Origin of the sequence: Paenibacillus ihumii (assembly GCF_001403875.1) — a bacterium.
Taxonomy (GTDB): Bacteria; Bacillota; Bacilli; order Paenibacillales; family Paenibacillaceae; genus Fontibacillus; species Fontibacillus ihumii.
The window spans coordinates 238643-253239 of sequence record NZ_LN884299.1; the positions used below are offsets into that span (position 1 = coordinate 238643).

The 14597-nt window shown below is 55.3% G+C and carries 9 protein-coding genes; 3 read left to right on the top strand and 6 right to left on the bottom strand.

All coding sequences use genetic code 11. The features are described from left to right. From BN2762_RS08935 to BN2762_RS08960, 6 genes are all read right to left on the bottom strand, one after another. On the bottom strand, window positions 1–1263 hold the full coding sequence (locus tag BN2762_RS08935) for a hypothetical protein (protein WP_055106678.1): 1263 nt from the start codon (window positions 1261–1263) through the stop codon (window positions 1–3). Between the two features lie 26 nt (window positions 1264–1289). Then, window positions 1290–1937 carry a hypothetical protein gene (locus BN2762_RS08940; RefSeq protein WP_055106679.1) on the bottom strand — a complete coding sequence of 216 codons (648 nt, stop codon included), beginning with the start codon at window positions 1935–1937 and terminating at the stop codon, window positions 1290–1292. 20 nt (window positions 1938–1957) lie between these two features. Then, window positions 1958–3244, bottom strand: coding sequence for a vWA domain-containing protein (locus BN2762_RS08945; protein WP_055106680.1), 1287 nt, complete (start codon window positions 3242–3244; stop codon window positions 1958–1960). 98 nt (window positions 3245–3342) lie between these two features. Then, window positions 3343–5766 (bottom strand): hypothetical protein, encoded by a 2424-nt coding sequence (locus tag BN2762_RS08950; RefSeq protein ID WP_055106681.1) that lies wholly within the window; start codon window positions 5764–5766, stop codon window positions 3343–3345. Continuing rightward, window positions 5766–9155, bottom strand: coding sequence for a tubulin-like doman-containing protein (locus BN2762_RS08955; RefSeq protein ID WP_055106682.1), 3390 nt, complete (start codon window positions 9153–9155; stop codon window positions 5766–5768). The genes BN2762_RS08950 and BN2762_RS08955 overlap by 1 nt, the downstream gene beginning before the upstream one ends. Before the next feature lie 19 nt (window positions 9156–9174). Next, window positions 9175–10986 carry a VWA domain-containing protein gene (locus tag BN2762_RS08960; RefSeq protein WP_055106683.1) on the bottom strand — a complete coding sequence of 604 codons (1812 nt, stop codon included), beginning with the start codon at window positions 10984–10986 and terminating at the stop codon, window positions 9175–9177. Window positions 10987–11404: 418 nt separating this feature from the next. Here BN2762_RS08960 and BN2762_RS27245 point away from each other — a divergent pair, with 418 nt between their 5' ends. Genes BN2762_RS27245 through BN2762_RS08970 form a run of 3 tightly spaced genes read left to right on the top strand, consistent with a single transcriptional unit; the run spans window position 11405 to window position 14311 of the window. Continuing rightward, a complete protein-coding gene (locus tag BN2762_RS27245) occupies window positions 11405–11554 on the top strand; it encodes a hypothetical protein (RefSeq protein WP_187386498.1) in 150 nt (49 codons plus the stop codon). After that, complete coding sequence (locus tag BN2762_RS08965) at window positions 11551–12504, top strand: hypothetical protein (RefSeq protein WP_074048603.1); 954 nt, start codon at window positions 11551–11553, stop codon at window positions 12502–12504. The genes BN2762_RS27245 and BN2762_RS08965 overlap by 4 nt, the downstream gene beginning before the upstream one ends. Continuing rightward, window positions 12494–14311 carry a hypothetical protein gene (locus BN2762_RS08970; RefSeq protein WP_055106684.1) on the top strand — a complete coding sequence of 606 codons (1818 nt, stop codon included), beginning with the start codon at window positions 12494–12496 and terminating at the stop codon, window positions 14309–14311. Before BN2762_RS08965 ends, BN2762_RS08970 begins: the two co-directional genes overlap by 11 nt. The last annotated feature ends 286 nt before the right edge of the window (window positions 14312–14597 follow it).

The following is a 14597-nucleotide window of genomic DNA, read 5'->3' on the forward strand; positions in this document are numbered from 1 at the left end:
TCAAGACATTTCTCTCCCCTCAATATACTTCAGCTTATACAGCAGCCAAATGAACGGTTCGTCCACGCGAATCGGCTGTACCACGTCCTGCAGCTTCTGATCCACCGGATTGCTGCCGAGTGCGGATACCGCAAAATAGCCCGTGTCCTTGAAATACACGTCCATCGTATCCTTGAACGGCCGGTCGACCTTCTCGATGAAGCGGCGGATTTCCCCGTCAATGTTCTCGAACTCGGTCAAATTGAAATATTTGCGATGCACCGCATTGTTGAAAATATTGCTGTTCGACTTGATATACTCTCCCTCTTCATCCTTCAAGGAGTGAAGCATATCGCTTTTGGTCAGCACGACGGCCGTCGGGATATCCGTCTTGCCCTGCTCCTCATAGGCAATGAAGTCCCCGAACATCGTCAGCACCACATCCCGCGGTTCATCATACTGGGACACCCATTCGCCCGGCTTGTCGCCGACATTGATGCGGATCTTCTCGCGAATCGAGCGGATTTGCAGCGGATCGACCATGAACAGCATTCCTGAGGAATTTTTAATATGCTGCCCCTGCAGGCCCAAATAGTCCTGATCCACCATCCCTTCCCCGGCTACGTCGAAAAAGACCAGCGTCAGCGGCGGCTTCGATTCATCCTTGAACACGAATTGGAAAATAAACGGCTCCTGCATCTTCTCCTTCTGTGTGGAGGCCAGCAGATCGCCGCGCTCGAACAGCGGCTCCTCGTACATCGTCCGGAACTTGCGGCTGATCTCCGCATTCAGCGGCATACACGCTGCGTCAAAATGATTGGCCGTCATATTCTGCAGCGTATGGATCAGCGAAGTCATATACACGGATTTCCCAACCTGCGAAGCGCCGACAATCGAAATGATATTGCTCGGCACCTTGCCCGCCGTTATCGGCAGCTCGTTATGGCAGTGCGGGCACAGCCTGGTCCTGGTCACCTCGCCATAGCGGTCCTTCAGTCCGATCAGAACATGATCGGAGTAAATCAGATGCTCCGGCGGCACATCCTGGGGATGCAGCACCGCCTCCATATCATAGACGGTATCGAGTCCGAACCGCTCCCGGTATCTGTTCAGCACCTCGTCCTCGCACAGCGCATAATCCTCATCGTCCTCGCGGTAATGGGTCGCCCGGAAGACGACCTGGCCCGGCTCGAACTTGCTGAAGCAGTAAGGGCACACAATATCGTAAAATAACGGCCGCGGCTCAGCCTGCGGCTTCCTCTTGAACAAATCAAACAAGCCCATCGTTCATTCCTCCTCGCTTGCGGTGCTTATTCAGGGATCAGCTCGAAGAACCGGCCATACTTGCGTCCGTCCGTAAAGAACAGCCGCACGTAATCGTTCTTGCCGACCTCGATGACCGGCAGCGTGCTTCTGCCCGCCGGAAAATCCCGGAGAAAAGGGTACACCGTCCCGTCCTCGATGCTGGCCGGATAGCTGTCCTGTTTTTTCACGTAGCATAGCGCTTCCTTAGGTACCTCCACCTCGGCGAGCACCGATATTTGCACCGTCTTGTATTTGCGCAGCAGACTGCTCTTCTGCCGGATCGAATAGCGGATTTTTGCCCGTCCGGTGCTGATCTCTACCGTATTCTCCGCCCCGGGCTGGCGAATGAGCAGCTTCTCCCCGTTCTCCAAGATGCAGGCATACACGGTATAGCGCACCAGACCAACCTGATCAATGCGGTCGCGATACCCTCCTGCTGCCTTGTACTCCTCACGGGTGTACAGCTTCAACTCCCCGGGTTGCGGCGAATTCCCGCCCCCGCCGTACAAGCTGGGGGCCGCCGCTCTCTCATCGATATAGACCGCCTGCAGGCCTTCCGGCCACTGCCAGCGGAGCAGGCATTGATCCTCATCGAGCTTGTAGCTCAGCTGCGTGATCAGCGGCAGGCCTTCCTCTGCTTCGATAAAACGCATGGTTATGCCCCCTTATTTCCTTAAAAACCTCTATTGCGCCGATCCCGTGTCGGCTCCGTATATCCTGCGGCCGCGTCCCGGACAGCAGCCCCTCTGCGGCGGATTCCGGTTCGGACCTCGTTCTCGCGCATCGGTATAGCGATTGTGAAGACCGTCATCACCGCAGCCAGAATAAGGCAGGCCAACAGCCGATGCAGCGCGTCGCCGACAGGCGCGCCGTCCAGGCCGAACTCCAGCAGCAGACCGGCCAGCAGGCCGGCAACGGCCCCGCCAAGTGTGAAGCTTTTCGCTAAATAGCGGTTATCGAACATCAGGCCGAGCGATAGGCCCAGCAGTCCGCCAAGCGCAAGGATGAGCACGATTCTCAGAATCATGTAATACGTGCTGTGCTCCATCAATCCAGTGCGCTCTGTCACCAGCATGCGTTCGTCCAGATTGTCATAAATTTGGCGGAAAACGAAGGACAGATTAGCTGCATCCGCCTCATCGTAATACCGCCCGCCCGTCTGGCTCGCGATATCCTTCAGCAAGGAGGCTCCCTCGGAATTGCCATAACGGCTTAGCCCCAGACCGACCGTATTCACGATGACGCCCCGGTCCCGATAATCAGCCAGCACCTCCGCCGTATTCACATCGCTGAAGCCGTCGGACAGCAGGACTGCCATCGCGCCTCTGGAGCTGTCCAGCCCTTTGATCTGCTCCATCCCGGATTCCAGCGCCAGCGCGATATCCGTGCCGAAATTCGTCGGCTCCAGCGCATCGATCGCAGCGTGGACTTCGTTCTTTACCCCTTGATCACGAACGCGGACAAAGGGCTGGATCAGCTCGGGCTGGTCATTGAAGACAATGACGGCCACCTGCTTGCTGCTGTCCATTTGATCCACGAATGATTTGGCGGCCTCGTAGCGAAGATCGTCCGGATCTGTCTCCTCCATGCTCCCGGAGTTATCGATAATAAGCACGATGTCCTTCACCGTCTTGGCCCGGCCTACATTCAGCTCGTAGATGAATTCAAATGCCGCCCCCGCCAGAAGCAGCATCGCAAGCGTAGCCGGAACAAGCAGCTTCCAGGAGGTGCCCATGTATCTCTGCCGCCAGGATGCTCCGTTCAGCCGCGGAGAGATCATCTCCGCAATCAGGCAGAACAGGCCGATCGAAAGGGCGAGAATGCCGAAATACAGCCCGATGAGCAGTATCCCGGGCAGCCGGTCGGACAGCCGGCCCAGCAGCACCTCGCCGATCACGAATCCGACAGCCCCGCCAATGAGGCTGAACAGCACCAACAGCCAGTTAATTTTACGCTGCATACACGTACTTCCTTCCCACAATTTTTATATATTTGCCAGACCCCCACCGGCAAGGCTGTTACACCATCCGAGGGAACACATCAGGTCTACGCAGGCGATTAACGCAGCTTGGGCAGCATGGCCCGATCCATCCCGTGAAATTCATAACCGTTCTGCGAGTAAGTTTCATAATAAACCTTTCCGTTCAGGTAATACATCAAATCCTCAATGTGGAAGCCGCCCATCAAATTGAGCTTCTCCAGTCCGCTGCTTCGCTGTTCATGCACACAGCCCAGCTTGTAGATCCGCGACGACTCGTCAGCCTGGAAAATATGCCGCACGAGCTCGCTCGTATAATCGCCGAACACGTACTTCTCCTCGTAGCGATGCTCCTGCGTGTAATCATACAAACGGACCTGAATCGCGGCGTTATCCTCCAGGATGCGGTACAGCTTCTTGAACAGCTCTTCCTTAGTCAGCACCGTCTTATTGCCGTACTCGACTGTCACATTAGCCCGCTGCAGCAGCTCCTCCTCGAACGTCCGCTTGAACAGCGGCGAGGCCAGGATCGTCTGCCTGCAGACCTCAATCAGCCGGTCTGTCAGACCATCCGGACCGTTGTCCAGCAGCCGGCGCGAGTCGCCGAGAGCACTCTCCGCAAAGAACGCATGACGCCCCCGCTTCGCCTCCCACTGCTCCATCAGTTCGGCGGTAACCCGCTCATAGTACTCCATAATATTCTGACCGATGTAATCATCCGCCGTCTTGATGCTGCCAAGCGCCGTATCGCGCAGCTCCCGCTCCAGCGCTTCAAGCTGCATGATCTCGGCGCGGTATCGGCCGTGCAGGGACTGCAGCGCATCCTCCAGCTTCGCGATAACCTTCAGCCGCGTCTCCAGCAGCAGGATGTCCCGCTTGCGGGAATACACGCTGTCGAACAAATAGCGGATCAGGCTGCGCAAATTATGCCGGTCCATCAGCGGGACGCGCGGGAAGGACTGCTCCTCCACCCGGCCTTGGCGGAACTGCTCCAGCTCGGCCTTGGCCGAGGCCAGCAGCAGCTCTGCCTCGCGTCGGCTGTCTCGAAGCTGGACAGCAACGCCCGCGCCCTCGTCCCCATCGCCCGTCCAGGCAGCCAAGGCATAGATCTGCACGTCCGGCCGCTGCTCGAGCGAACGCGTCACCGCTTGGTCAAGCCATTTGGCCGCCTCGAATTCCTTCAAATGGCGGGCTGCTTCCTCCTCGAAATTGCTGCGGAAGAACGCCTCGCCCCCGCCGCCGAACAGCGTCTCCTCCGCTTCCTTCAGCGACAGCTTGCGGATGGCCCCATAGCTGACATCGTTCGTCATCAGGCCGTGCATTTCGCCCAAGCCTTCCGCGGAAGGCAGCATGCCCGCCGCCGCACGCTCCAGAGCAGCCGCATCCAGGCCGAAGAAGCTCAGCTTCTCGGCGGAGGTCAGCGGCGGCTCCTGCTTCATCCGCTCCAGCAGGCCGCGGTAGAAGTGATAGAGCACGGCAAGAGCAATCGACTGGTTCGGGCGCTTCACCCGGGATAGCCCGGCAGAGACCAGGCCCTGCCGCCCCGATTCCGTCATGATATTGTTCTTGAATGAAGTATTGTTGTAGGACGGATTATTCGCTCCCCAGGCCTGTTCCTTCTGCTGCCTGTTCTTCAGCAGGCTGATGTGCGAAATGATCTCATAGCAGCTCTGCATCCCGTTCAGCGAAGCGATTCCCCGCTCATCCCGGTCCGACAGCACATAGACGAGATCGAACAGCGGCGACGGCGAATGGGTCACCGGGATCGAGATTCCGTCCTCCGTCACATGGAGCGGAGCGCTGAACTCATAATCCGGCTGCTGCATCAGCTCCAGCTCGCGGAGAAAGGCCACGCCCAGCGAGCTGCTGTAGCCGAAGGCCTCCGCTCCCTCGCGCTCGCTGATCAAGGCGTACAGATCAAGCTGCACCGCCTTGAACGACTGCCGGAAAATCGCTTCCGCCAGAAGCGAAATTTCCGGGACAAACACATTAAGCGGGTCATCGACCCGCGTAATGATGGAGAGGCGAACCCGGTCAAAGGACGGGTACAGCCTCCCATACTCGGCGAGAGCCCCGCTCGCCTGCCGCAGCACCCGGTTCAAGACCGGCAGGCTGCCGGCTTCCTCATAGAACTGCCGGTATATATCGCGGCGAGCGGTAGGCGCAGCCGAGCCCTCCTGAACCGTGACCGGGATGCGGTAATACAGTAGACGAGGCGAGGACTGCTGCCAGCCCTGCGTCTGGCGCCCGGCTGGCGTTCCCTGGCCGCTGCCGGAGGCAGGGCCGTCCTCTGTACCGGCGTGAATGTAGATCAGGCCCTCGCTGTTCTCCCATTTCTTCTCGTTCATCTGCATGACTGGTTCAATGGCTTCTTTGCTCTTGTCGCCTATAAACAGAAATACTGCGGGATAATGAATGCTGCTCTGATCGTCGCCCAGATCCGTGCTCCGCTCCTCTGCCCGGTCGTAATCTGCGGCGAATTGTTCAAGCTTCTTCCTGACCATTATTTCAACCTTCTGCGAATGTCGTTCAGCTTCGTGGCGACCTGTTTGTAGAACTGGTACATCTCATCCCCGTTAGCCAGCTCCACCTTCTCGTATTCCAGCGAGTCCCGCCCCTCCTGGAATCGTTCGGCCAGCTCATCCAGCGTCTGCAGCAGCGGCTGGATATCCTCGCCAGCCGTCAGCTCAGCGTCGCGGCGCGAGGCCTTGCGCATCAAGGTGCTGCGATTCTTCTCGTCCAAGCCGCGGAAATTCGTGAACACTTCATATTCCACATAGTTGCGGCTCTTCATCAGATTGGCGAACGGCTCCCATGCCTCTTCCTCCGGCTCGCGGTCATAGACGTAGAGCGCGCCTTTCTTCGCAATCGTTCCAGTGTAGAGCGCTTCAATGAACTGCTCCAGCCACTTCTCCTCGTCCTGATGCTGCTCCAGCACCGCATCCAGCTTCGCGGCCATCGCCGCAATCTCGTCGTACTTGGCGATCTCCTGCCGTACGCGGGCGATCAGCTCCGGAGAACGGATCAGGTTCTCCTTGGCCAGCTCCTCGTTGATGCTTCCGAAAATATCCTTGTCTCCCTCCTGCGGCAGCCCTTCGTTCAGCAGACGTCTGAGCTCGACCGCCGCACGCTTCACTTCGCCCAAATTCGGCTTCGGCGCATCCAGGCGCATATCGTAAGCCGCCAGCTTGCTCTCCAAATCAAACGGCTTCGTAAATACGACAGTATAACGATTGCTCGTGTTGTGGTCGGCGTCTTTTTCTACGATGACCTTAAGCTCAAGCGCTTTGACAAACTCCTCGCGCACCCGGGCATTGTAGCTCTGTACCCGTGAATTATTGTAGGTATCGCCCCACGACTTCTCGGGGATCGGCGATGGCAGGTAAGTCCAGTTGTTCTTGTCGGTCTGTACCAGATGGCGCCCGATTCCTTCCTTGTCGAGAATCGTCCGCTCGTAGCTCTCCTCATATACCTTCAGCGGCGTATAGACGAACAGAGGCACCCCGTTGCGCGTATTCAGCCAGAAAATCCGGTTCTTCACTTCGCTCTCCTTGACCGTGAAATGAGATTTGCCAACCGCATTGTTCTGGTAGTTGCGGATCCCCTTGAGAATGCTCGGCGCCTGCACCGGAACCGATACGAAGCCCCAGGACGGGAAGTGCAAATTGCCTGTGCTGTTCGACAAATGGAAGACGGGAACCGCCTCCTCGTCCAGCTTGCTGGCAATAAAGCGCTCGACGAATTTCTCGATCGACTCGTCCTGCCCGTATTTGATAACCAGGAAATCCTCCATCGATTTCGTAATGAGATCGCCGAATTTCTCGGACAGGAAGTCGGAGATGGAGCTAACAATATCGATCTCCTGCTCCTTCACCCACTGATTCGAATTGTTGAGCAGCTCCAGGGAGAAATCCCGGATCAGGTCGTCGACATCCTTCTGGTCCATAATGCTGCTGACGACCTTGGAAATGTCCGGCACACTGACGATGTTCCAGTAGTACGTCTTGTTGCCTTTATGGTCGACCTGCTCTTCGCCGCTCGTCAGGATGTCCCCGTTCTTGGCAAAAATCGAGCTCAGCGCGTTCAGAATTTCCGTAAACACGCTGTAAATCCGGTTGTTCTCCTGATTCAGCAGCTGGTACAGGTCCTCGTAAAATTCAATCATTTGCTCCGTGCGTTCAACGTCGGCATGGAGCCAATATTCATGAATCTTGGCTTCGATATAAGCGTTCTTCTTCTTCTCCTTGGAGACGAATGCGCTCTTCGCGTCGCCAAGCTTCTCATGCGCCTGATCCTGCGCCGCCTCGATGTCGCGCGGAATGCGCAGCAGGTTCTCGCGCAGCGTCTCGATATAGGACAGAAGCATCTTCAGCAGGCAGAAGCCTTTTTCCGTATAGATCAAGCGGGACACATAGAACGGTCCTTGCTCCGGATGGAGGAACAGGCGGCGAATCTGCTCGCTGAACTGCTCCAGCACCTCGCCCGGCAGCTGCTTCTTCGCCTTGATGTATTCCTCTCTCGCCCGGGACAGGAAGGTCTGCTCCAGCTCTGTGTCCATGTTCACGACCTGGGATTTAATGACGTTGGCGTAGCTCAGCCGCTCGCTGTTCTCGTACCCGGGCAGCGGCTCCGGCACGCGAGACTCGAACGTCTTGATCATGCTCTCGAGGTCGATACCCAGCTTGCGGGCGAACTTCTCGACGTCCTCCTGATTGGGCGCCTGCTGGAACATTTTCTCCATTTTACCGAACAGACGGTACGCCAAGTACGTAGTCATTTCCTCGATCGGCAGCACCGCAGAGGATGCCCCGATGATGTTGTATTCATAATTCGCCGGATACATCTTGTTCATTTGCGCGATGTTCGTGCGAATATTACTGATGTAGTCGTGGATTGCGAATTCCTCGCCAGACTGCTTCTCCTCGCTGGCCATGAAGTTCGTGATGTTCTCCGCAGTCACGTTCATGCAGTAGTCGTAGGCGTTCTCCAGCAGCTTGCCCTCGGTATTCGTCGCCGAGATCAAGTGGCACAGATTGAACGGCGGCAGCGGGGAATTGACGGTCAGAATATTGCCGTACTGCTGCTTGAACCGTTCGCCGCGGCTGTCCACGTTCATCCAGTAGTCCAGCTCTTTCAGCGCCGCATAGCCGTTCTTCTTGATGTACTCGCGCGTATGCTCGCTCAGGCTCTTGTTGGACAGGTTGATGTCCGGCGTGAACAAATAGCCGAGCGTATTCACCCGGTCGATCCCGGCCGAGCCGTGATCGCGCTCGATAATACCGCGCACGATATAGGCGATGTCGAGGAAGCAGCCGCTTCCCGTCCCGCCGGATAAGCCGGTCAGCAGGAACACCATCAGCTTCTTGTTCGTTCCTACCGACAGCGTCTTGATTTTCTTGTCGATCGCCTGAACGACCTGATTGATCTTCGTGAACAGCAGCAGCCGTCCGGCCTGCCGAACGCCGGCCGCCCCGTTCATCCCGTCGGTGATGCTGAGCTCCGGGGACAGCCAATCGGTAATATACGGCTCGAGAATGCTGCGGTTCTGCAGCAGCCCGCCGATTTCCGGATTGGACAGCAGGACGAACTCATTGATCGGGTCAAGCCCGATTCCTTTATAACGCTTCGTGCGGTCCTGCTCATTCGTCTCGAACGCCAGGAACTCCACGTTGTCGGGCTTGTCGCGCTTCTTCTTGGACAATGGATCCTCCGGCAGCCTGAAGCGCCGGTTGATCTGGTATTTCAAGCGAAGCAATGCGTCGATCCCTGTGCCGCCAAGGCCGATGATGAGGATCGGATTATCGATCGTATCGACGCGGATTTTGTCGCTGACGATGCCTCCGCCAAGCGATACATCGAGTTGCTGAATATGCTCTCTAACTACCGGTTTCATATATGCTTCCCCCTCAAATTTATACCAGGTACTCTATGAAAATCGTCTTATCGATATGCTGCAGCGGCAGCGTAATTCGGTCTCCGCTCTTCAGCTCCAGTCCCGCACTGGCGTCCACAACCCGTCCAGACTTCTCGACCTGGGCTGCCGAACCGTTGCGAAGCAGGATCCGGTCCCCCTTGGCCGGGGTAAAGACGACCTTCTCGGTCTCCTTCAGCTCCGGCGCAAGCTGCAGCAGCTGGTGCAGATTGAACTTGCCCTTGAAGGCGTTCAGCTTCTTATACTGCGGGAACGATTTCTCGTGCGTATTCTCGTCACGGATTTCGATGACGATCTGCCCGACGAAGCCGCGGTTCGCCTTCTTCACGGCTGCCGCAATGAAGTAGGCGGCTGCCGCTAGAACAGCTGCGGCTATGGCTGAGATGACGGCGGTAAGCCATGGAAACGGCTTCTCTTCCTCGGGAGCCGCCGGCGTGGACGGCGGCGTCGCCGCTCCCCCGGATGCAGCTTTAGCGCTGATCGTCACCGGCTCAGACTCCCGATAGAAGCTGCGCTCCTCGGCCCGCACCTTCAACTCGTAATCATGGGCTTCGGGAACCTCAAACGTCCCTTCGAACCGGTCGCCCGTGTTGTTCAGCTGAATTTCCTCCGTCTTGCCGCTGTCTAAATCCTTTGCGACCAGAACAGCCTTCATATTCTTGTAGAGCTCGGCGCTTTGCAGCTTCTGGCCGTTGCTCGTTAGATACGCTCCAATCTGCAGCTTGTCGCCGGGCTTATGGCTTCCCGCTGCAATCGGCTCCATCTCCAGCTCCAAATCGTAGTTGAAGACAAGGTTGATGTCGATTTTATCCTTGGACGCGCCCTTGACCCGCAGCTTCCAATCCCCTTCAGCGGGGCTCAACATCTTAATGAGGGAATAGCTCTTCGACTTCGACAGCAGCACATCGTCCGAGGGAACCGCTACTTTGTCCCCCGCGGGATTCACAAGCTCCGTCTCGACCGGCTGCGCCGACATGATCGAAATGTTCGCTTCGAGCACGTTCGCGTTCGGAACGTTGACCGTAACCTCCTGGAAGCTGCCCGTACCCGTCATGCTCTGGATCGGCACAATCTTCAGCTTCAGGTGGCTGGCGAATATTTCGCTTAGTATGCGCGGCAGGTCATCCGCAGAGCTGGTCGAGAACGACTTGGCGCCCGTCTGGTTCGCCAAATCCTCCAGCGGCGCCTTGTTCAGCTTGCCGTCCGCATTCAGCCCGATCGTATAAATCGGTATGCCGGCTGCCTTCGCTTCCTCTACCGCCTTACTCAGCTCCTGATCGGAGGCGCTCTGCGTGCGCCCGGAGCTTTTGTTAAAATCGTTGTTGCCGTCCGCAAGCAGGACGATCATGGGCTCGTGGTTCGGATCGGCGCCTTTTTGCAGGACCTTTACCGCTTCCTTGACCCCGACTGCAATGTCGGTGTATGGACCCCGGTCGAGTCCGTCGATGAAATCCTTCAAATCCTGCTTATCCTGAGGCGTTCTGATCTCAAGCAGAGCCTTCTCCCGCTGTATCTTGTCCGTATAGGCAATAATTCCTACCTTATCGCCCTGGGTAGACAGCATGTCGATGAACATCTTCATCGCCTCGTTGCCGACTTTATTCGCGTCGCTCGTCTTCATGGAGTTACTTACATCGACAACGAGCACCGCATCGATGCCGGAGCCTGGCTGACCGCCCTGCGCTGTTGTTGGCGCCGCCCCGTAAATGTCGGAGCCCAGCGTAGAAATAAGTAACCAAAAGACCATGAAGGCCGTTAATATACGTAAAGACTGATTATAACGCTGCTGCATAATCGTGCTCCTTTATTTTGATTTCAGATAGTATAATTGTACTATACTAGAGCTGTATTCAAGCTGTATAGTGTTTAAGCAGAGCTGAACAATTCTGTAATTGCAAATCGCAACAAACTTCCGCTAACCGCGGTCTGGCTTCTTTGAATTGCTTCGATCATGTTTTTCTTCTAGATATAAGATTGCAATTACTTCCTTATATCGCAAGTATATCGCAAGAAAAATTTCCGCTAATCGCGGTCTGGCTTCTTTGAATTGCTTCGATGGATGTTTTTCTTATTGTAATCAATATTCCTTAAGAAAAGGTTAAGAGCTTGTGAAGATTAGCCCCGAGGTTTCGTCAAAATCTACCAATATAATCGATGTCCATATGATATAATTAATACCTTCATAATTCAATTACGAAAGGAACCTGTATATGGTTACATACGGATGCCTGACCCTTTTGTTTCTATTTGCTATCGTAAAGTCCGTACTCTATTACAAGCGCAGAGAGCAGATCATCGCTCCCGAGGAGCTCGATGCCCAATTGCTGCAGCTTATCAACCATGAAGAGAGAGTGCCATGAATAAGAAGAAGAATATCCTATTGCGCCCTCCAGTAAAAACGAAATATGCCTATGAAAAGTTAAGATGCTGTAAAAACTGCCATAACTATACCGCCCTTGGAGAGGAAAAGTGTACGGTCTGCGGCAAATCAGCCCTTCTCCCTGTACAGGATCTGGCACGCCGAGCGGCCAAGCGTTCCCTGAGAAGTGATCTGCTGCTAATTCTGCTGCTGACGCTGATCTCCATCGTGTTCAGCCCTACCTTTCAGTTTATCGCAATTTCTGCGGCATCCGGGATCGCGCTGATGATCCTGTTCCTTGTCGTGCGGCGCAAGGCGCTGGAAAGCCGAATCTCTATCGAGCTGAGCAAAATGTTCGTCCGCGACCGGGACCGCATCGCAGCCGGCCTCGTGCGCAATCTTGAAATCGCCGCTGCCCAGGACAATGAGGCCCGTTCCTATGAGTTGATGCGGGAGGTCGCTGTCATCATTCGCAACGACCATATTCGCAAGCTGCAGATCCTCCTCCTGCAGTCCCTCGTGCTGCGCAAGGACATGGATCTGGAGCTGGAGCCGCTGCTGCTCGAGCATTTTGATCCCGAGCTGGCCTCCTACATCGGCGAGCTTGCCAAAATCAAGCGGGAGCTCATCAAAGACCGTACCTTCCAGTACGTCATCAAATATGAGCAGCAAATATCGGCGATGGAGCACGGGGATGACATCCTCGCCGGCGTAGCGGGAGCGGCGGTTAGAATGAAACGCTACGTGCAGGCCTATGCCGGGTTCCTGGCCCGCCATGCCCGCAAGCTGCCCAAGGATCGATTCCTCCGGCTGTTCCGGATCGTAACCGAGAACCCCGGTCTGAACTGGGGAGCGTTACAAGCGGAGACTGCACGAATCTATGAGGAGAAATATCAGTGGGATGCCGATTTTCAACAAATAAAGCCGAGGTCTAACATACATGACGTATAAAAAATGGTTAACCCTGCATCATCTGCTCATTTTATTATGTATATTAATGATTCCGCTGCTGATATACAAAGGTATCGGGATTTCCCAAAAGCTCAGTACGCTCAAAAAGGCAGAAGCCCTGTATGAAGACAAAAATCTGATCGATGCGGAAACCCTCTACCAAAAAGCGCATAGCAACAAGACGATCCGCTACAAGGAGGAGCTTATCGCCTCCCGGCTGGAAGAGCTGGCTCCCATCACGGCCATGAAGGAAAGCCTGTCCGGCATCCTTAGCGAAGCGTCAAAGGCGGCCCGGAGGGACGATTTCGAACGCCTCATGAGCGCCTATGCCGAGCTTCAGCAGGTTCGCGGCAGCTATATGCAGCCGGAGGGGGCTTACGGCGAGTACTACAAGCAGCTCTCTGAACAGTACGGCATTTCGCAGAGCTTCATGGATTATTTCAAGCAATTCCGGACGGCCCTGCTCGATAAGGCAAAGCGAAATCTGGAGGACGGCAATTACGACGATGAATCGTTCAAGTGGAAGCTGCTGCGCATGCCTTCCCATTTTTTCGGAACGGAGCAGGAATGGCATGATCAGCTGAATACAGCATTCCAGCAATATGATGAAGCCAAGCTGGAGCGGATCGCAGCTAGCGGATATATCGAGGCCATGCTGCAGAACGCCTCATCTATGCTGGAGCTCTACGCAGCCCACCAGCATAATGCGCCCTGGATTACAGCCAAGACGGACGAATTAATGGATTCATTGCTGAAAAAAGATTGGGACAACGAGGAGTACGCCTCCTTTGCCCTGCATTCGCGCCAATTCGAGACATTCGCCAGCTCAGCGAGCCCGCGCTCCAAGGTGCTGGCTTATGCCAAGAGCGGTATCAGCAAGCTGCTCCACTCCGCCAAAAAAAGCAAGGCCAGCGGAAATTATCAGGAAGCAATCGACCTGTATACGGCGCTCGGCAATTACCAGGATACGAAAGCGGAAATCCGCGCGACCGAGCTGGCCTGGACAGCCGCCGAGCCTGTAAGGCTTCTGCCGGTTCCCGGCGACGGGGAAGGCTATAAGCATGTCGCTGGCGGTACGAAGAAATTCGGATCGAACGTTTACGTTGCTGCAACCGATGCGGGGAACCAGTTGTTTTTCGGCCGGATGAACAGCGAGGAAAGCGTGCAAATCCTATCGAATCGCGACTTGCCCTCCCATGCGGAAATCCGCAGCCTGCGCATTGATCCGGTTTTAAGCACCTCGAGCACCCCTGTCGTGGTTATCGAAACGGACTCGGCTGCGCGCGAGACGATGTATACCGCCTTCGAAGTGCTGGAGGATCGCATTAATCTGATGTTCTCGATCGAAGCGGATGACTTGATCGTTCAGGATAACGATACGCTGCATGTCGTGAACCCGCACGGTGAAGGCGAAGGCGAGACGGCCATCTATGTCCGTTACGGCGATTACTTCGAGTTTACCGGAGTCAAGCAGGCATACGTAGATATTTCCGCCGACAACGTCAGCTTGTATCCCGACACCCTTCTCCGCTTCACCTGCACCATCACTTCACCGGGAACCGGAGAAGTGCTTGCCTTCGGGGAGAACCGCTATGTTGTACTGCAGGGCGACTTCACCTTCTACGAAGGAGAAGCCACGGTCACGGGTCGCTTTACGCATTACACTGAGAAGCATATGGAATCCCAGGATAGCGGGACCGTCCAGGATCCATTCGCCAGCTCGCCCGATGATTCCATAATCATGGATGAATCAGCCCGGCAAATGATGCGCATTCCCGTCGTCAAGGTGGAATCCGTGAAGCAGTAATATCTCCACATGCAAAAGGCTCTAAATCATTCCTAGCGAACGATTTAGAGCCTTTTTTAACTTCCCTATAGGATCTCCGGTTTATAGGGATCTTTGATGGTAGCAATCTTTGATGTATAGCGATATTCGATTGGATAACGCTATTCAATCCATAGTGGATATTCGAACCATAGCGATAATTCGACACCTATAGAGATATTCAATCCCTACGATAATTTGACCTATAGAGATATTTGATCTTTAGTGATATGCGACCTATAGGGATATTCAATCTATAGAGATCTCC

Excerpts from the sequence above, each read along its gene's own strand:
- BN2762_RS08970 (WP_055106684.1), top strand. The coding sequence starts at position 12,494 with ATGACGTATAAAAAATGGTTAACCCTGCATCATCTGCTCATTTTATTA.
- BN2762_RS27245 (WP_187386498.1), top strand. The coding sequence starts at position 11,405 with ATGGTTACATACGGATGCCTGACCCTTTTGTTTCTATTTGCTATCGTA.
- BN2762_RS08940 (WP_055106679.1), bottom strand. The coding sequence starts at position 1,937 with ATGCGTTTTATCGAAGCAGAGGAAGGCCTGCCGCTGATCACGCAGCTG.
- BN2762_RS08965 (WP_074048603.1), top strand. The coding sequence starts at position 11,551 with ATGAATAAGAAGAAGAATATCCTATTGCGCCCTCCAGTAAAAACGAAA.
- BN2762_RS08950 (WP_055106681.1), bottom strand. The coding sequence starts at position 5,766 with ATGGTCAGGAAGAAGCTTGAACAATTCGCCGCAGATTACGACCGGGCA.
- BN2762_RS08945 (WP_055106680.1), bottom strand. The coding sequence starts at position 3,244 with ATGCAGCGTAAAATTAACTGGCTGTTGGTGCTGTTCAGCCTCATTGGC.
- BN2762_RS08960 (WP_055106683.1), bottom strand. The coding sequence starts at position 10,986 with ATGCAGCAGCGTTATAATCAGTCTTTACGTATATTAACGGCCTTCATG.
- BN2762_RS08935 (WP_055106678.1), bottom strand. The coding sequence starts at position 1,263 with ATGGGCTTGTTTGATTTGTTCAAGAGGAAGCCGCAGGCTGAGCCGCGG.
- BN2762_RS08955 (WP_055106682.1), bottom strand. The coding sequence starts at position 9,155 with ATGAAACCGGTAGTTAGAGAGCATATTCAGCAACTCGATGTATCGCTT.